The organism is Acidovorax sp. LjRoot129, assembly GCF_964253765.1.
Lineage (GTDB): Bacteria > Pseudomonadota > Gammaproteobacteria > Burkholderiales > Burkholderiaceae_C > Acidovorax.
On the sequence record NZ_CAXUSE020000001.1, the window covers coordinates 4,352,674 to 4,369,866 of the forward strand.

At 65.5% G+C, this 17,193-nt stretch carries 14 protein-coding genes; 7 read left to right on the forward strand and 7 right to left on the reverse strand.

The window, feature by feature from the left end; genetic code table 11:
* Window positions 1-6: 6 nt before the first annotated feature.
* Window positions 7-555 carry a crossover junction endodeoxyribonuclease RuvC gene (gene ruvC, locus ACSQ3Q_RS19970; protein WP_436136069.1) on the forward strand — a complete coding sequence of 183 codons (549 nt, stop codon included), beginning with the start codon at window positions 7-9 and terminating at the stop codon, window positions 553-555.
* A 96-nt stretch (window positions 556-651) separates the two neighbouring features.
* Here ruvC and ACSQ3Q_RS19975 read toward each other — a convergent pair whose 3' ends face one another.
* From ACSQ3Q_RS19975 to ACSQ3Q_RS19990, 4 genes are all read right to left on the reverse strand, one after another.
* Window positions 652-1,176: a hypothetical protein gene (locus ACSQ3Q_RS19975; protein ID WP_436136070.1), complete on the reverse strand. Its 525-nt coding sequence runs from the start codon at window positions 1,174-1,176 to the stop codon at window positions 652-654.
* Window positions 1,173-1,964: a TIGR02594 family protein gene (locus ACSQ3Q_RS19980; protein ID WP_436136071.1), complete on the reverse strand. Its 792-nt coding sequence runs from the start codon at window positions 1,962-1,964 to the stop codon at window positions 1,173-1,175. Before ACSQ3Q_RS19980 ends, ACSQ3Q_RS19975 begins: the two co-directional genes overlap by 4 nt.
* Window positions 1,965-2,015: 51 nt before the next feature.
* Window positions 2,016-2,768, reverse strand: a complete 753-nt coding sequence (locus tag ACSQ3Q_RS19985) for a M48 family metallopeptidase (RefSeq protein ID WP_436136072.1) — start codon at window positions 2,766-2,768, stop codon at window positions 2,016-2,018.
* 352 nt (window positions 2,769-3,120) lie between these two features.
* Window positions 3,121-3,606, reverse strand: a complete 486-nt coding sequence (locus ACSQ3Q_RS19990) for a CZB domain-containing protein (RefSeq protein ID WP_436136073.1) — start codon at window positions 3,604-3,606, stop codon at window positions 3,121-3,123.
* A gap of 200 nt (window positions 3,607-3,806) precedes the next feature.
* Here ACSQ3Q_RS19990 and ACSQ3Q_RS19995 point away from each other — a divergent pair, with 200 nt between their 5' ends.
* The 4 genes from ACSQ3Q_RS19995 to ACSQ3Q_RS20010 all read left to right on the forward strand — a co-directional run bounded on the left by ACSQ3Q_RS19995 (window position 3,807) and on the right by ACSQ3Q_RS20010 (window position 7,965).
* A complete protein-coding gene (locus ACSQ3Q_RS19995) occupies window positions 3,807-4,841 on the forward strand; it encodes an LLM class flavin-dependent oxidoreductase (RefSeq protein WP_436136074.1) in 1,035 nt (344 codons plus the stop codon).
* A gap of 261 nt (window positions 4,842-5,102) precedes the next feature.
* Window positions 5,103-6,335, forward strand: a complete 1,233-nt coding sequence (gspF, locus tag ACSQ3Q_RS20000) for a type II secretion system inner membrane protein GspF (RefSeq protein WP_436136075.1) — start codon at window positions 5,103-5,105, stop codon at window positions 6,333-6,335.
* A gap of 145 nt (window positions 6,336-6,480) precedes the next feature.
* On the forward strand, window positions 6,481-7,401 hold the full coding sequence (locus ACSQ3Q_RS20005; protein ID WP_436136076.1) for a 5'-nucleotidase: 921 nt from the start codon (window positions 6,481-6,483) through the stop codon (window positions 7,399-7,401).
* A 162-nt stretch (window positions 7,402-7,563) separates the two neighbouring features.
* Window positions 7,564-7,965 (forward strand): EF-hand domain-containing protein, encoded by a 402-nt coding sequence (locus ACSQ3Q_RS20010; RefSeq protein WP_436136077.1) that lies wholly within the window; start codon window positions 7,564-7,566, stop codon window positions 7,963-7,965.
* Window positions 7,966-8,266: 301 nt separating this feature from the next.
* Here ACSQ3Q_RS20010 and ACSQ3Q_RS20015 read toward each other — a convergent pair whose 3' ends face one another.
* From ACSQ3Q_RS20015 to ACSQ3Q_RS20025, 3 genes are all read right to left on the reverse strand, one after another.
* Window positions 8,267-8,698 (reverse strand): hypothetical protein, encoded by a 432-nt coding sequence (locus ACSQ3Q_RS20015; protein WP_436136078.1) that lies wholly within the window; start codon window positions 8,696-8,698, stop codon window positions 8,267-8,269.
* Window positions 8,699-9,194: 496 nt separating this feature from the next.
* Window positions 9,195-9,728, reverse strand: a complete 534-nt coding sequence (locus ACSQ3Q_RS20020; protein ID WP_436136079.1) for a DUF1854 domain-containing protein — start codon at window positions 9,726-9,728, stop codon at window positions 9,195-9,197.
* A gap of 23 nt (window positions 9,729-9,751) precedes the next feature.
* On the reverse strand, window positions 9,752-12,061 hold the full coding sequence (locus ACSQ3Q_RS20025) for an ABC transporter ATP-binding protein (protein WP_436136080.1): 2,310 nt from the start codon (window positions 12,059-12,061) through the stop codon (window positions 9,752-9,754).
* 248 nt (window positions 12,062-12,309) lie between these two features.
* On the opposite strand from ACSQ3Q_RS20025, the gene ACSQ3Q_RS20030 reads away from it, so the two are divergent.
* Both ACSQ3Q_RS20030 and cphA read left to right on the forward strand, forming a co-directional pair.
* A complete protein-coding gene (locus tag ACSQ3Q_RS20030) occupies window positions 12,310-14,514 on the forward strand; it encodes a cyanophycin synthetase (RefSeq protein ID WP_436136081.1) in 2,205 nt (734 codons plus the stop codon).
* A 76-nt stretch (window positions 14,515-14,590) separates the two neighbouring features.
* Window positions 14,591-17,170, forward strand: coding sequence for a cyanophycin synthetase (cphA, locus tag ACSQ3Q_RS20035; protein ID WP_436136082.1), 2,580 nt, complete (start codon window positions 14,591-14,593; stop codon window positions 17,168-17,170).
* Window positions 17,171-17,193: the final 23 nt, after the last annotated feature.

The window sequence follows — 17,193 nt, forward strand, 5'->3', positions numbered from 1 at the left end:
GAGCAAATGCGCATTCTTGGCATTGACCCCGGCCTGCAGACCACCGGCTTCGGCGTGGTCGACATGGACGGCCACAAGCTCAGCTACGTGGCCAGCGGCACCATTCGCACCACCACGCTCGCGCTGGGCGACCTGCCGGGGCGCCTGAAGATTTTGTTCGACGGCATCACCGAAGTGGCCGCGCGCTACGAGCCGGATGTGGCTTCGGTCGAGATCGTGTTCGTCAACGTCAACCCGCAGTCCACCCTGCTGCTGGGCCAGGCCCGGGGCGCCTGCATCACCGCCCTGGTAGCCAGCAACCTGCCCGTGGCCGAATACACCGCCTTGCAGATGAAAAAAGCCGTGGTCGGCCACGGCCGTGCGGCCAAGAGCCAGGTGCAGGAGATGGTGCGCCGCCTCCTCAGCCTGCCCGGCCTGCCCGGGACAGATGCAGCAGATGGCCTGGGCATGGCCATCACCCATGCGCACGCGGGGGCGGCCATGGCGCGGCTGGGAGAGGCCGCCACGCTGAACCGGCGGCAACATGCGATGTACAAGGGGGGGCGGAGTTATTGAAGGATCATCGGCAGCGATCACGCAGCGTTAGTTCATTGCGAACCCGCCCCGTTGACACGCGGCAACCGGTCAGAAAAGGCCGGCTGCGTACCAAGATTAATCGCACTGCCGGAAATCTCGCGGCTTCGCTGCAGCCACCTGTTTACCGATTCGTCGCGCAATGGCCAAGAAATCCTTCGTAGCCGGGAAACTGGCCCCCGTCCCGGGCCAATAAAGGCCCTTAGGGCCAGAGCACAGCGTCAATATCTGTGGGGTAGTGCTCACAGAAGCCCCCTCTCCGGCTTCTGTGATCACTTCATACTGAATATGAGTGAGCGCTTTGCCGCGAAAAGTTTCTAGAACACGTGCGCGGTAGGTGTGAATTTCATCCACGGCATCCCCCGGTTCATTCTTAGAATTTTTCTTTTCTTGCAACGGGCGAATACTGACGCTGGTATGCACAACCAGCGCCGAATAATGGGTCTCAGGAATGGATTTGGCCAAAAACTCCCTGGCTTCCGTGTCTGTCACATCAACCGCCTGAGGGACAGACTGCGGACTCTCTGAGGACTCTGCGGCAGCGCTGACGCGGGATAACGCAACCACACAGGCGAAACAAAAATCCCTAGCTTTCACAGTCATGCCTCACTCCCTGCATCCTGGGCTGGTCCGTCATAGACAGGTAATGAGCTTCCAGCTTGCGCTCCCGAAGGAAAGACGAATGTCTCCCAGACCTTAGATTTGTAGCGCGTGATGTTTACCGAGTCGCCTTGATTCCCGCCCAGCATGAAGTAATGCTTTTCATCACGACTCTGTCCCACGATGAAGGCAACGTGCCCCCCGCCGGAGCGGCTCTTGCAGCAAATAGCCCCGTAAACAGGCTTTTTCAAAGCCGTGCCAAAGCCGGCCCACGACTTGGCTCGATATGCATGTGCGGGAGCCTCAAAGCCATGCTGCTTTAAGACCCAAGCCACAAACGATCCGCACCAGGCATTCTCCTTATCGGAGTCATCCTTGGCCCAGTGCTTGGAGGCCTTGTGGTACTCCATGATGCGCGGATTGGCTTTCGCACCCGCCACTTCCTTCTGACCGATCTCACGCTCTGCCGTGGCGATCCAAGGGGCGCCAAGGTCCGCGCTGGTAGGCGCAGGATTTGTCAGCGCCAGTTGCGCATGGACAGTGTTCTCCGCATCAGCACGGCACATCAGCTCTGTCATCGTCTTGCTGCGCGGCTGGATGAGGCCATCCGGGCGGGGGATTCCGATGCTTCGCTGAAACTCCTGAATCTTGAAAATGGTCCTGACTCCCGGTGAGCCATCAGCGACCAACTGCTGGCTACCGGGCATGTCGATCTGATTGAGTAGCCGCTGAACAATCATGGTGTCGTTCAGTGCGTTGCGGCCACCTTGGCCCACCGTGTCTGTGATCACTTCGTTCCCTTTTGCACTCGTTGGTTTTCGCCCACCCTCGCCGTGGCTTCCTCAAGCCACCTGCGTCTTCATCCGATCCGCCCGCTCTTTCGGCGAGGGGTGGGTGGACAAGAAGCTGGTCGAGTCACTGCCCGACATGGCGGCCAGCTTTTCCAGGGCGCTGACGCAAGCAGCCGGTTGGTAGCGCTTGGCTTTCATGAACTGCATTGCGTAGTCGTCGGCTTCGCGCTCGTTGCTTTGCGAATGCTGGGCGCGCACGACTTTTTCAAACAGGTCGCCCAGTTGCGAATTGGCGATGGTGCCGGCGCGGCTGTTGCTGGCCGATACCGCGTTGCGCAGGGCGCTGGTGCGCAGGGCGGCCTGGATGCGGGCCTTGCTGTGGCCTTTTTTGACGTGGCCGATTTCGTGGCCGATGACGTAGCGCACTTCGTCGTCGGTGAATTTGTCCATGAGGCCGGAGTACACGCGGATGGTGCCGTTGGCCATGGCGAAGGCGTTGATGTCGGGCGTAAGGTAGACCTTGAAGTTCATCTTCAGGCCGTCATACGTGCCCAGCCCGGAGGTGAGCTTGGTCAGGCGCGATGCGTAGGGGCTGCCGGCGGGGGCGATGCGGTTTTGGCGGTCGCTTTCTGCGGCCATCTGGTCGAAGGCGGCTTTCACTTCGTCGTCGGTCAGCGACTCGGATTTGGCAAGGTCCTTGCCTGCGTCCATCATCTTGCCCAGGTCGAACTGTGCCCACACGGGCGACACGGCGCTGACGCCAGATGCCAGGGTGGCGAGCGTCAACAATTTACGGCGGTCCATAGGGAATCCCTCTCTCTTATCTATCGCTTGGTTTTTTGTGGTGTGCGCGCTTCAGGGCTGCAGGCCGCAACCGTGCTGACGCGCGGCGAAGGATAGCCACGGGCGCCGCGTTTTCAGGGCACCTGCTTGTCTTCAGATGTAAGAGGTGTGTGCCGATGCTGGGCGCAGCGGGTGGCCACGGGCGGCACCACCCAGATCAGCGTGCCGACGACGCCAATATTTGAATAAAAACAGGCCCTAGCGCTTGATTGACAAGCACTTCATGCTATCGAATAAGTAGCAATTGAACAAAGGCGAAATACCGCAGCACCTCAGGCGGCCTGTCCACCTTGCGGCCATAGGCCAGACCGCTTCAGCGCCCCAGCCCGCGCTTGAGCTCCTTGAGCAACAGCAGCACCTGATTGGACGCATGGCGGCAGCTGCTGTTGAGCAACTGCACGGCCTTGTGCTGGTCACCCGCCTGGAACGCGACGACGACATCTGCTGCCTGCTGGTGAAAGTACTTGTGGCGTGCGACCAGCATGGCAAATGCCGGGTAGGTGCCCAGGCGGACCTTGCCCGTGCCATAGAGCCAGCGGCCCAGGTCGCAGCGGTCGTCCTGGCACACGCGTTCGGGCCGCATGACCTCCTGCGAGCGGCCGTTGACCATGTCCTGCAGTTGCAGGCGCCACCGCTCGTGGCTGGCGATCGCGGCGTCGATGTCGATCTCGGTCATGAGCATGGTGGCGTACTCGGCGTCCAGCACCAGCTCGCTACCGTTGTCCTCCATGGCCCAGGTGGTGTCGGGGCTCGTGGGATCTTGCTCCCTGATCTTGAACAAACGGCTGAAAAATCCCATGCGTGGTCCCGGTGAAGGCCTCGTGGACGGGACCGGAAATCATCCCACCAGACATGCCTTGAAACATTCTGTGGGTGCCGCGGATTTTTGGCTACCAAAAAATCACCCGATGTCAGCACGGGCAGCGGTCAACCCTTCTGCCGCTGCCGACTCTGGCGCTGCGATGGGCGCGAATGCCGCGCCCGCCAGACAATGCCTGGATGACCTCCATCGCCCCTCGCTCCGCCCTGTCCATGCTCGACCTCGTTGCCGTCCGCGAAGGCGGCACGGTGGCCGAAGCCCTGCAGATCGCACTGCGCACCGCCCAGCACGCCGAAAAGCTGGGGTTTTCCCGCTACTGGCTGGCCGAGCACCACAACATGTCGGGCATTGCCAGTTCAGCCACCGCCGTGCTCGTGGGCCACATTGCAGGCGGCACGTCGCGCATTCGCGTGGGTTCGGGCGGGGTGATGCTGCCCAACCATGCGCCGCTGGTGGTGGCCGAGGCCTTCGGCACGCTGGCCGAGCTGTACCCCGGCCGCATCGACCTGGGCCTGGGCCGCGCGCCTGGCACCGACCCCGCCACGATGCGCGCGCTGCGCCGCAGCCGGGTGGAGACGGCCGACGACTTTCCGCAGGACGTTGCCGAGCTGCAGCGCCTGCTGGCCCCCGAGGTTCCGGGCCAGCGGCTGATTGCCATGCCGGGTGCGGGCACCAATGTGCCCGTCTGGCTGCTGGGCTCCAGCCTGTTCTCAGCGCAGTTGGCGGCAGAGCGCGGGCTGCCCTACGCGTTCGCCTCGCACTTTGCGCCACGCCTGCTGCACCAGGCCATCGACCTGTACCGCAACCTGTACCGCCCGTCCGCCGCCTGGCCCAAACCGTACCTCGCCATCGGCGTGCCGCTGATCGCCGCCCCCACCGATGACGAGGCCGAGTACCTGGCCAGCAGCACCTACCAGCGCGTGCTGGGCATCCTGACGGGCGACCGGCGCCGCCTGCTGCCTCCCATCGAGAATTTTGCTGCCCGCCTGCAACCGCAGGAGCGTGCGGCCATTGGCGATTTCCTGGCAGCGGCCGTCATCGGCGGGCCTGAGACGGTGCATGCGGGCCTCGCGCAACTGGCCGAGGCCACGCAGGCCGACGAGTTCATGCTGGTGAGCGATGTGTACGACCCGGCGCTGCGGCTGCGCTCGCTGGAGATTGCAGCGCAAGCCCATGCGGCGCTGGTGGCTGGCGGGCCGGCAGTGGCAGCCTGATACGGCTCACAACGACGTTACGCGTCGGCCGTCCTCAAGTTCGGTGGCTCGGCTCGACCTCCGAAGCGTCCGGACTTCCCCAGCGGGTGCCTTTGACCTCGGGTGCCCGTCAGCCCCCATCGCGCACCAGCCGGTCCCCCCGCGAATAGTGAGCAACGGGTAGCGGCTACCATCTCAGGCTACCGAACGCTCTGCCGGTCATCGCCCTGCAAAAGGCGCCCGGCCCACCGACCGCCCTCTCACGCCGAAGTCCACGCCCGCATGCCCGCTTTTTCCTTTGAAGCCCTGGACGCCCAGGGCCAGACCCGCAAGGGCCTCATGGAGGCCGACACCGCCAAGGCCGCGCGTGGCCTGCTGCGGGCCCAGGCCCTGGTGCCGCTGGTGGTGGAGCTGGTGCAGACGGGCCAGTCGACCCACGGCGGCGCGCCCAGCCTCAACCAGCGCCTCTTCACCCGCCCGGTGTTCGGTGCCACCGCACTGTCCATCTGGACGCGCCAGCTCGCCGGGCTGGTGTCCTCGGGCCTGCCGCTGGAACGCGCGCTCACCGCCTTGTCTGAAGAGGCCGAGGACGAACGCCAGCGCCATCTGGTCGCCGCCCTGCGGGCCGAGGTCAACGCCGGTTCCACCTTTGCGCGGGCGCTGTCGCAGCACCGGCGCGAGTTCTCGGACATCTACTGCGCGGTGATCGGCGCGGGCGAGCACAGCGGCAATCTGGGCCTGGTGCTCGAGCGGCTGGCCGACGACCTCGAAGAACGCCAGGCGCTCAAGGCCAAGCTGATGGGCGCAGCGCTGTACCCCGCCATCGTGACCATCGTCGCCATCGTGATCGTGTTGTTCCTGGTGGGCTATGTGGTGCCGCAGGTGGCCAGCGTGTTCGCGGGCACCAAGCGCGCGTTGCCGTTCCTCACTGTGGCGATGCTCGGCATCAGTGCCTTTGTGCGCAACTATGGCTGGGCCATGCTGGTGGCGCTGGTGGTGCTGGGCGCCGGGGCGCGGTGGGCGCTGACCATCGGCTCGGTGCGCGAACGCTTCGATGCAGCGTGGCTCAACCTGCCGCTGGTGGGCAAGCTCGCGCGCGGCTACAACGCGGCACGCTTTGCCGGCACGCTGGCCATGTTGTCGGGCGCGGGGGTGCCCATCCTCAAGGCCCTGCAGGCCGCTGCAGAAACGCTGAGCAACCGCGCGCTGCGCGCCGATGCGCTGGATGCACTGGTGCTGGTGCGCGAAGGCGCCCCGCTGGCTTCGGCCCTGGCGCAAAAGAAGCGCTTTCCAGGCCTGCTGTCGATGTTTGCGCGGCTGGGCGAGCAAACCGGCCAGCTGCCGGTGATGCTGCAGCGCGCAGCACGCCAGCTGTCCACCGAGGTACAGCGCCGCGCCATGGCACTGGCCACGATTTTGGAGCCCCTGCTCATTGTGGGCATGGGCCTGATCGTCATGCTGATCGTGCTGGCCGTGCTGTTGCCGATCATTCAGCTCAACCAGTTTGTGAAATGAAATACCTCTCAAGCGGCGGCTCCCCCTGCCGCGCGCTCGCAGCGCACAAAGTGATCGCCACCAGCGTACGCACGCCAAGCGCCCGCACCGTACCTTGGCGGCGCGTCGCATTCGGCACGTTGAACTACGGCAACGGAGCATCCTGATGGCGGTCACCCTGGACGACAAGCTGGTCGTGGCGATTTCCTCACGCGCGCTGTTCGACCTGGAGGAAGAGAACCGCATTTTCGAATCTGGGGACGAGGCCGGCTACATGCGCCGCCAGCTCGAACTGGTCCGCCAGCCCGCACGGCCCGGCATCGCCCTGCCGCTGGTGCGCAAGCTGCTGGCTTTCAACACGGCCGATGTGCAGCGCGTGGAGGTGGTCATGCTGTCGCGCAACGACCCGGCCAGTGGCATGCGTGTCTTCGCCTCGGCACAGGCAGCCGGCATGCGCATCGAACGCGGCGTGTTCACGCGCGGGCGCAATCCCTTTGCCTACCTGCGGCCGCTGGGCTCGCACCTGTTTTTGTCGGCCAATGAGGAGGACGTGCAGCAGGCGCTGAGCATCGGATTCCCCGCCGCGCGGGTGATGACCGATTCCACCCCTGCAGGTGACCGCTACCCCCATGAAGTGCGCATCGCGTTCGACGGCGATGCCGTCCTGTTCTCTGACGAGGCCGAGCGCATCTACCAGGAAGGCGGCCTGCCCGCCTTTCAGGCCAATGAAGTCACCAAGGCCGCCCAGCCACTGGCCGGCGGCCCGTTCAAGCCGCTGCTGGCGGCGCTGCACCGGCTGCAGCAGCAGGCCGACGCCTCCAAGACCATGCGCATCCGCACGGCCCTGGTCACCGCCCGCAGCGCCCCGGCGCACGAACGCGCGGTGCGCACCTTGCTGGACTGGGGCATCACTGTGGATGAGGCGATGTTTCTGGGCGGGCTGGAAAAAGGCCCGTTCCTGCGCGAATTCGAACCCGACTTTTTCTTTGACGACCAGCGCAGCCATGTGGCGTCGGCGGCACGCCACGTGCCGGCGGGGCATGTGAACAGCGGGATATCGAACCCGCAACTCCCGGCGGTTGAATAGCCGGGTAGCGGCGTTCATATCGACGGCCAGCGCGCCGCGTGACGAAAAGTTCTGCAAAGCTCTGCAACGGCCAGTGAAAGCCTGCAAAGCCGCGGTTGCAATCGGCCTGCGCACGCCCAACTGTGCAAACATCGTGATCGATCCCGCATTGAAGGAGCTAGTTTGCGCAACAGAATTTCCCTTGTGGCCTGCGCCGTCGGAGTAGCGGTGACGGTGGTGGCTACTGTCACCCCGGCGGTCGCGCAGACGCCCGCCGCCGCGCAGCGCTTCCAACCTGCCGCAAGCGCCCCCGCGGAACCCCAGGCCGGGCTGACCAAAGGCGAAGTCAAAGCCATGCGCGATTTCAAGATGCTGGACTTTGATGGCGACGGCAAGCTCAGCCGCAGCGAGGTGAAGCTGTTCCCCCGCCTCGCCGCAGCGTTTGAAGACGCTGACACGGACCGGGACGGCTACGTGTCCTACGAAGAGGTCCGCGTATTCGCCGGCAAATACCGGGCCGAGCGGGACCGCAACAAGGCCGCCCAGGCCGCCGCGAACGCCCCGGCCTCTGCAGCGAAGCCGTGAGCCCCGGAGCGGCGCCTGCGCGGGATGCCGCCGGGCTCCAGCGGGGCAGCCCGGACCACGGTTCGGAGCACAGCAGAACTCCCGCCACTCAAATTTTTTAGTTAAATTGGGCTCTAGCGCTTATCCATAAAGCATTTGTAGCTATATTTTTAATAGCATTCAATCCACGGAGAGCCTGCCCACCTCAGCGGGCCCGGTTTGCAGCGCTACTGCTTACAGCGCCACGACCTACCGCCCAAGAAAAAAGCGCAGTACGAGTCACCGTACTGCGCTTCGGGGTCCGAAACCCTTGGCGAGATCGTCACAGCCCCCCGGTGCGCTTCACCTTGGGGTCTGAATAGATCAGGGGTTCATTCTTGACCTGCTGGGCCAGCCGCTCCTGCAAGGTCATCTTGTTGATGTCCTGGGCCACTTCCACCGCGCTGCCGCTGGCGCGCCACATGGACTGTATGAGTTCGAGCAGCTGCTTGTAGATCGGCTCCTTCGGTGGCTCGGGCGGCTCCTCCACGGTTTCCTTCTTCTTGACCTCGGTCCAGTCGCGGTTGGCGGCGTCGGCGTTGGAAGGCTTGTCCGGCTCGCGAACAACCGCCCCTTCACCGAGCCGGTCCATGGATTCGACGGGGGTCGGAGGGTTGATGGGGCGCACTGGCGGTGCGCCCGACGCGCCAGTGGAATACAAATCAGCGCCCTGAGGACGCCAACTCGGCGATCGGTCGACAGGTGGCATTTGCATGACATTGGCCCGGTAGTTGAATGGAAACTGCGGAGGGTTTTTCACCTTCTTCGTAATTCATAACGGCAAAAAGAAAGGGAAATTAAGGTCTTTTTCACCGATTGAACAAAAAATAGGGTTTACCCTAGTTTTTTGGCGCGGTATTGGGGCGGTTTTGGATCACTGCGGAGGCAGATGTGCGGATAACCACTGTTCACGGTGGCAGTGCGAACGCAGAGACAGGAGCCTGCGGGGCCGAGACGGCCGCGGCGGGTTGCAAAAAAAGGACATTCCGGGTCGAAACGCGGCGGAGCAACCGGGTTTCGGATGGAAGCGGGCACATGTCTGGCCCTCAATGCCACCAAAGAATGCCGAGACCCGGTTTGGGGCGGCCCCTTACTTATCCAGCAGCAAACCCAGGCCGACTCAGTGAAATACGGCCCGCAGAGGAGCGGCAGACACCAAGGTGCGCGGCTTTCGCTTGGCGGTCAGCGGGCCAGCTGCGAGCCGCCAGCGATCAAAGAAAGCGTTCCAGCAGCTTGCGCGAATGCTTGTCGAGCACGGTCGTGTCCGGCACCCGAAACTGCAGGCCGTCCCCACCGGCAATCAACAGCTGAGTGCGGCCACCCAAGCGTCGAATGTCTTCTTCGGCCTTGAGCACGAGCCGGGCTGCACCGCGGTCTGTCACCACGTCCCAGGTGCTCGGGGTCGAGAAGCTCGACACAGCCACGATTTTTTCGATAGTGGGTACAAACTCGCGGGCCGCGAGCTCTTCTTCAATGAGGCTGCGCACGGGGGTCTCCAGCTCGGCCAACCGGTCGATCCACAGGATTTCATGGCCATCCGAGCCCACCAGGGACAGCCCTTCGCCCGGTGCCGCGATGGGAAACGCCCGCACCGGCGTGATGCCTTCATGGACCGTGCCGTTGGCCAGTGTCAGTACGAGGCGGCCGTGGGCATTGCGCGCCAGCGCAAAACTGCCGCGCCCCGCTGAATGGGTCGGCACCGAGGAGCCGGCAGGAACAGGGGTGAAAGGGGAGGCGTTGTTCATGGCGAGGTCCGGCGGTCGGCGGTTCAGGAGTTGCCGGCGGGGTGGGCCGGATGGAGCAGGCTGCTGTCGATAACAACCACGCCAGCGGCCTGGGCGTCTTCCTCGGCGCGGCGGGCCTGGGCTTCATACAGCCGCCAATAAGCGCCCTGCTTTTCCATCAGCTCGTCGTGCGGGCCGACCTCGACCACCTCGCCACGGTCCATCACGACCAGGCGGTCGGCCTTGCGCAGGGTGGACAGGCGGTGGGCAATGGCGATGGTGGTGCGGCCCTGCACCAGATTGTCCAGCGCCTTCTGGATCTCTTTTTCCGTCTCGGTGTCGACGGCCGAGGTGGCCTCGTCCAGGATCAGGATGCGCGGGTCGATCAGGAGCGCACGCGCAATGCTGATGCGCTGGCGCTCCCCACCCGACAGGCCCTGGCCGCGCTCACCGACCAGCGAGTCGTAGCCGTGCGGCAGGCGCAGGATGAACTCGTGCGCATGCGCCGCGCGGGCGGCGGCAATGATTTCCTCGCGCGTGGCCTCGGGCTTGCCGTAAGCAATGTTCTCGGCAATGGTGCCGAAGAACAAGAACGGCTCCTGAAGCACCAAGCCGATGTGGCGGCGGTAGTCGGCCACGGCAAAGCGGCGCACGTCCACGCCGTCGACCTGGATGGAGCCCTCGCTCACGTCATAAAAGCGGCTGATCAGGTTGACCAGCGTGCTTTTGCCCGAGCCGCTGTGGCCCACCAGGCCAATCATCTCGCCGGGGCGGATATCGAGGTCCAGCCCCTTGATCACTGAGCGGCTGCCATAGCGGAAGCCCACGTTGCGCATGGCGATGGCGCCTACGACACGGTCCACCTTCACGGGCTGGGCGGGGTCGGGCACGTTGCTCACGTGGTCCAGGATGTCGAAGATGCGCTTGGCGCCGGCAGCGGCCTTTTGCGTGACCGACACGATGCGGCTCATCGAATCGAGCCGGCTGTAGAAGCGCCCGATGTAGGCGATGAAGGCGGTCAACACACCCACCGTGATCTGGTTGCGCGACACCAGCCAGATGCCGAAGCCCCAGACCACGAGCAGGCCGATTTCGGTGAGCAGCGAGACGGTGGGGGTGAACAGGCTCCACGTCTTGTTGAGCTTGTCGTTGACTTCCAGGTTGTGCTGGTTGGCCGCGCGAAAACGCTCGGCCTCGCGCTTTTCCTGGGCAAAGGCCTTGACCACGCGGATGCCGGGAATGGTGTCGGCCAGCACGTTGGTCACCTCGGACCAGACGCGATCGATCTTCTCGAAGCCGGTGCGCAGGCGGTCGCGCACGGTGTGGATCATCCAGGCGATGAAGGGCAGCGGCACCAGCGTGACGAGCGCAAGCCAGGGGTTGATGGAAAACAGGATGGCCGCCGTCATCATGATCATGAGCACGTCGGTCACGAAGTCGAGCGCATGCAGCGACAGGAAGACGTTGATACGGTCCGTCTCGGAGCCGATGCGCGCCATCAAATCGCCAGTGCGCTTGCCGCCGAAATAGTCGAGCGACAGGCGCAGCAAATGCTCGTACGTGGTGGTGCGCAGGTCGGCGCCAATGCGCTCGGACACCAGCGCCAGGATATAGGTGCGTGCCCACGACAGGCCCCAGGCGGCCAGGGCCGACGCGAGCAACCCGCTCAGGTACAGCAGCACCAGGCTCGGGTCGATCTGCTTGCCGTTCTGGAACGGGATCAGGATGTCATCCATCAGCGGGATGGTGAGGTACGGCGGCACCAGCGTGGCGGCGGTGGAGGCCAGCGTCAGGCAGAAACCGGCGGCCAGGTGCTTGCGGTAGGGCCGGGCAAACCGCCACAGGCGCAGCAGCACCCAGGTGGACGTCTGCGGCGGCTGGGCGCGGGCACAGGCCGGGCATTCTTCAGTGTCAGGCGGCAGGGGCGTGTGGCAGGTGGGGCAGACCGGCTCATCCGCGTCGGCCTCGGCGCCGGTATCGCCCAGCGCGGTCTGCTGCTCGAACCGCAGCACCAGGCGCAGTGCCTGCGCGTGGTGCGCGAGGGTGAAGCGCCACAGGGCAAAGCGCGCCTCGGGGCCATGCAGTTCCAAAGAACCCACACCGCCGTGGTCTTGCAGGCGCAACGACAACCCATCGCCCAAGGGCCAGCCGCGCCAGGCGGTCGCGCCAGGGTCGCAGGCCAAAAGCCGAGCAGAAGTCACCACCACCCAGCCGGAGCCAAACCGCAGATCTGCGCTCAGGTCAACCTGTAACGCCGCCAGTACGTTCTCTTGGGGAGCGAGCATGGCCCGCAGATCAGCCCCCAAGGGGCTGGAAAAGACACCCGAGGCGTCCACAGAATGGTGATGTTGCATTTTTGGTTGGTATCCCCGCCCCCGGCAGCCTGCCGCAACCGGTCTCGCGAAAGCGCGAATTCTCGCCGATACTGCGCCCAAGAACCTGTTCTCGGGCATGACGACATCCTCATCCAACGTCTGCGGCGACCATTTGGCTGACTCTGCCAACGGCCGCCGCTCTGGCGCACAATCGCCGTCCATCGACGTGTTCCTCTTATTCTTCCTCTGAAAAGCCCGCCCCCGGGCCAGAACATCCGCTGCAATCCATGGCGAAACTCAACGATATCCAACTGCTTCGCATCAACTACCTGCGCGGCCCCAACATCTGGACGTACCGGCCGGTTCTGGAGGTCTGGCTTGATCTGGGCGAGCTGGAGGACTACCCGTCCAACACCCTTCCCGGCTTCAACAGCCGCCTCACGGCCTGGTTGCCGGCACTCATCGAACACCACTGCGGTGTGGGCGAACGCGGTGGATTCCTGGAACGCCTGGAAGAAGGCACCTGGTGCGGCCACGTGCTGGAACACATCGTGATCGAGCTCTTGAATCTGGCGGGCATGCCCACCGGGTTCGGCCAGACCCGCAGCACGTCGCAACGCGGCGTGTACCGCATGGTGTTCCGCGCCCGCGACGAGAGTGTGGCGCGCGTGGCACTGGCCCAGGGCCATGCGCTCATCATGGCGGCCATCCACGATGAACCATTTGACGTCAAAGCCGCTGTGGCCCGCGTGCGCACCGAGGTCGACGACCAGTACCTGGGCCCCAGCACCGCCTGCATCGTCACCGCCGCCACCGACCGCGGCATTCCTCACATTCGCCTGAACGACGGCAACCTGGTGCAGCTGGGCTACGGCGCCAGCCAGCGCCGCATCTGGACAGCCGAGACCGAATTCACCAGCGCCATCGCCGAAGGCATCGCCAGCGACAAGGACCTGACCAAAAGCTTGCTCAAGGCCTGCGGCGTGCCGATCCCCGAAGGCCAGGTCGTCAACAGCCCCGAAGAAGCCTGGGAAGCCGCACAAGACATCGGTCTGCCCGTGGTGGTCAAGCCCTCTGACGGCAACCACGGCCGGGGCGTGACGCTGGATTTGCACAAGAAGGAAGACATCGAAGCGGCCTACCACGTGGCCTACCCTGAGGGCAGCGACGTGATGGTCGAGCGCTTTATCCCCGGTGACGAACACCGCCTGCTGGTGGTGGGCGGCAAGTTGGTGGCTGCAGCCCGCGGCGAGGTGGTCAGCATCACCGGCAACGGCCGCTCCACCGTGCGCGAACTGATCGACACCCAGCTCAACTCCGACCCCCGCCGCGGCTACGAAGAAGAGTACCCGCTGGAGATTATCAATCTAGAGACCGACACCAAGGTGCTGCTCGAACTTAAGCGCCAGGACGTCCTGCCCGACACCGTGCCCACGGCCGGCCGGACCATCGTCGTGCAACGCAATGGCAACGTGGCAGTGGACTGCACGGACGATGTGCACCCCGAGGTCGCCTACATCGCCCAGCTCGCCGCCAAGGTGGTGGGCCTGGATATCGCCGGCATCGACATGGTGGCGCTCGATATTTCCAAGCCCCTGCACACGCAGGGCGGCGCCATCGTCGAGGTGAATGCGGGCCCGGGCCTGCTCATGCACTTGAAGCCGGCGGTGGGCGCCCCCCGCCCTGTGGGGCAGGCCATCGCCGAACACCTGTTCCCTTCCGAAGACGACTCCGGCCAGGCCGGCCGCATCCCCGTGGTGGGCGTCGCGGGCACGCGCAGCACGTCGACCATTGCACGCCTGGTGGCATGGCTGCTGCATCTGGGCGGCCACCACACGGGGCTGGCCTGCCGCGAAGGCCTGTTCCTGGACCGCCGCTGTGTTGAGACGACAGATTGCGCGCACTGGGAAGCTGCCCACCGCCTGTTGATGAACCAGACCGTGCAGGCGGCGGTGATCGAAAGCGATGCACGCACCATCCTGCGCGACGGCCTGGCCTATGACCGCTGCCAGGTGGGCGTGGTCACGGACATGGACGGAGTGGAAACCCTCGCCGAGTTCGACGTGCACGAGCAGGACCAGATGACCAAGGTGATGCGCACCCAGGTCGACGTAGTGCTGTCCGAAGGCGCCGCCGTGCTGAACGCGGCTATCCCGCAGGTGGCCGACCTGGCGCCGCTGTCAGACGGCGCGGTGGTGCTCTATGCGCAAGACGCCACGCTGCCTGCCATCGTGGAGCACCGCGCTACCGACAACGGCCGCGCTGTGATCGTCAAGAACGGCCGCGTGGTACTGGCCACCGGCAGCGCCGAGCACGTGCTCGGCTCGCTGGCAGACCTCACCTTCGGCCGCAACGCCGTGGTGCCAGATACCGATGCGCTGCTCGCCGCCGTGGGCGCCGCCTGGGCGCTGGACATTGCGCCCGACCTGATTGGTGCGGGCATCAAGACCTTCGAGCCGGACCTGCCTGCGCCTGTGGGCCTGCCCAGCTGAGCCGCTTGCACCGCGCCACCACCTGATAGATAAACGGGCCCAGCGGCCCTTGATGGATCACTGAAAGAGACTCCCCATGGATGTATCCCGCACCCGGGCCCTGCGCGGCCCCAATCTCTGGAGCCGCCACATGGCCATCGAGGCCATCGTGACCTGCACCGAAGCCGAGCGTGCCGTCGGCCAGATCGCAGGATTCGAAGCAAGGCTGCGCGCACTCTTCCCCGGGATCGGCGCGCTGCACTCAGAAAGCGGCGGCCCGGACATCTCTCTGGCCCATGTCATGCAGACCGCTGCACTGGCCCTTCAAGCGCAAGCCGGCTGCCCGGTGACCTTTGCCCGCACCACCGCCACCACCGACGCCGGCGTGTACCAGGTGGTGGTCGAGTACAGCGAAGAAGCCGTGGGCCGCAAGGCGTTTGAGTACGCCGAGCAGCTCATCAACGCCGCACAAGGCACCGGCAGCTTCGACGCCGAAGCCGTCATCGCCGAGCTGCGCGAGCTGGACGAAGACGAGCGCCTGGGCCCCAGCACCGGCTCCATCGTGGCCGCCGCCGTGGCGCGCAACATTCCGTACCGCCGCCTCACGCGCGGCAGCCTGGTGCAGTTTGGGTGGGGCTCCAAGCAGCGCCGCATCCAGGCCGCCGAGGTCGACTCCACCAGCGCCGTGGCCGAATCCATCGGCCAGGACAAAGACCTGACCAAGCGCCTGCTGCATGCCGCCGGTGTGCCCGTGCCGCTGGGCAAGCCCGTCGACACGATGGACGAAGCCTGGGAAGTCGCCCTCAAGGTCGGCCTGCCCGTGGTGGTCAAGCCGCAGGACGGCAACCAGGGCAAGGGCGTCACCGTCAACATCACCGACCGCGCGCAGCTGGATGAAGCCTTCCGCACCGCGGCCGAATACGGCACCGTGATGGTCGAGCGCTTTCTGCCCGGCCACGACTTCCGCCTGCTGGTGGTGGGCGACCAACTGGTGGCCGCCGCGCGCCGCGAGCCGCCCCAGGTGCTGGGCGACGGACAGCGCACCGTGCGCGAGCTGGTGGACATCGTCAACCAGGACCCGCGCCGTGGCGAAGGCCACGCTACCTCGCTCACCAAGATCCGCCTCGATGACATCGCCGTGGCACGCCTTACGCTGCAGGGCTTGACGCCCGACTCCGTGCCCGACAAAGGCCAGCGCGTCATCCTGCGCAACAACGCCAACCTGTCCACCGGCGGCACCGCCACCGACGTGACCGACGACGTGCACCCCGAAGTCGCCGCGCGCGCCATTGCAGCCGCCCAGATGGTAGGCCTGCACATCTGCGGCGTAGACATGGTCGCCGAGACCGTGCTGCGCCCGCTCGAAGAGCAAGGCGGCGGCTTTGTCGAAGTGAACGCCGCCCCCGGCCTGCGCATGCACCTGGCACCCAGCTACGGCAAGCCCCGCAACGTGGGCCAGGCCATGGTCGACAAGCTGTACGCCCATGGCGACGACGGCCGCATCCCTACCGTGGCCGTCACCGGCACCAACGGCAAGACCACTACCGCACGCCTCATCGCCCACCTGTTCAACGCCCAAGGCCTGCGCGTGGGCATGACCAACACCGACGGCGTGTACGTGAACGGCCGCCAGATCGACAGCGGCGACTGCAGCGGCCCCAAGAGCGCCCGCAACGTTCTGCTGCACCCTGAGGTGGACGCCGCCGTGTTCGAGACCGCCCGGGGCGGCATCCTGCGCGAAGGCCTGGGTTTTGACCGCTGCCAGGTGGCCGTGGTCACCAACATCGGCGCGGGCGACCACCTGGGGCTGAACTACATCACCACCGTGGAAGACCTGGCGGTGCTCAAGCGCGTGATCGTGCAGAACGTGGCCACCACCGGGTACGGCGTGCTCAACGCCGCCGACCCCATCGTGGCCGCCATGGCACCGTCGTGCCCCGGCAAGATCATCTTCTTTGCGGCCGACCGCCACCACCCCGTGATGGCCACGCACCGCGCGCAGGGCCACCGCACCGTGTACGTGGACGGCGACTCCATCGTCGCATCCGAAGGCTCGTGGCGCGAGACCATCCACCTGCGCGACGTGCCCATCACGCGCAACGGCAAGATCGGCTTTCAGGTCGAGAACGTCATGGCATCCGTCGCCGCCGCCTGGGGCGTGGGCATGCCCTGGCAGACCATCCGCCGCGGCCTGTCGGGCTTCGTGAACGACAGCGACAACGCGCCCGGCCGCTTCAACATCATGGACTACCGCGGCGCCACCGTGATCGCCGACTACGGCCACAACCCCGACGCCATGCGCGCCCTGGTGCAGGCCGTGGACGCCCTGCCCGCCAATCGCCGCAGCGTGGTCATCAGCGGCGCGGGCGACCGCCGCGACGAAGACATCCGCGAGCAGACCGTCATCCTGGGTGCCGCGTTCGACGACGTCATCCTGTACCAGGACGCCGCCCAGCGCGGGCGTGCCGACGGCGAAGTGATGAACCTGCTGCGCGAAGGCCTGGCCGGCGCGCCGCGCACGAAACACGTCGAAGAGATCCGCGGCGAGTTCATCGCCATCGACGCCGCCTTGGAGCGCCTGCAGCCCGGCGACCTGTGCCTGGTGCTGGTGGACCAGGTCGAGGAGGCCCTCGCGCACCTGGCCCAGCGCTGCACCGAAGCAGGAGCCACTGCGTGAAAGCCACGGCGACGACGACCGCC

Bases quoted from the DNA above. Each gene is read 5' to 3' on its own strand.
- ACSQ3Q_RS19990 (WP_436136073.1), bottom strand. From the start codon at position 3,606: ATGGGATTTTTCAGCCGTTTGTTCAAGATCAGGGAGCAAGATCCCACG.
- ACSQ3Q_RS19995 (WP_436136074.1), top strand. From the start codon at position 3,807: ATGACCTCCATCGCCCCTCGCTCCGCCCTGTCCATGCTCGACCTCGTT.
- ACSQ3Q_RS20020 (WP_436136079.1), bottom strand. From the start codon at position 9,728: ATGAACAACGCCTCCCCTTTCACCCCTGTTCCTGCCGGCTCCTCGGTG.
- ACSQ3Q_RS20025 (WP_436136080.1), bottom strand. From the start codon at position 12,061: ATGCAACATCACCATTCTGTGGACGCCTCGGGTGTCTTTTCCAGCCCC.
- ACSQ3Q_RS20015 (WP_436136078.1), bottom strand. From the start codon at position 8,698: ATGCAAATGCCACCTGTCGACCGATCGCCGAGTTGGCGTCCTCAGGGC.
- ACSQ3Q_RS20005 (WP_436136076.1), top strand. From the start codon at position 6,481: ATGGCGGTCACCCTGGACGACAAGCTGGTCGTGGCGATTTCCTCACGC.
- ACSQ3Q_RS19985 (WP_436136072.1), bottom strand. From the start codon at position 2,768: ATGGACCGCCGTAAATTGTTGACGCTCGCCACCCTGGCATCTGGCGTC.
- ruvC (WP_436136069.1), top strand. From the start codon at position 7: ATGCGCATTCTTGGCATTGACCCCGGCCTGCAGACCACCGGCTTCGGC.
- gspF (WP_436136075.1), top strand. From the start codon at position 5,103: ATGCCCGCTTTTTCCTTTGAAGCCCTGGACGCCCAGGGCCAGACCCGC.
- ACSQ3Q_RS19975 (WP_436136070.1), bottom strand. From the start codon at position 1,176: ATGACTGTGAAAGCTAGGGATTTTTGTTTCGCCTGTGTGGTTGCGTTA.
- cphA (WP_436136082.1), top strand. From the start codon at position 14,591: ATGGATGTATCCCGCACCCGGGCCCTGCGCGGCCCCAATCTCTGGAGC.
- ACSQ3Q_RS20030 (WP_436136081.1), top strand. From the start codon at position 12,310: ATGGCGAAACTCAACGATATCCAACTGCTTCGCATCAACTACCTGCGC.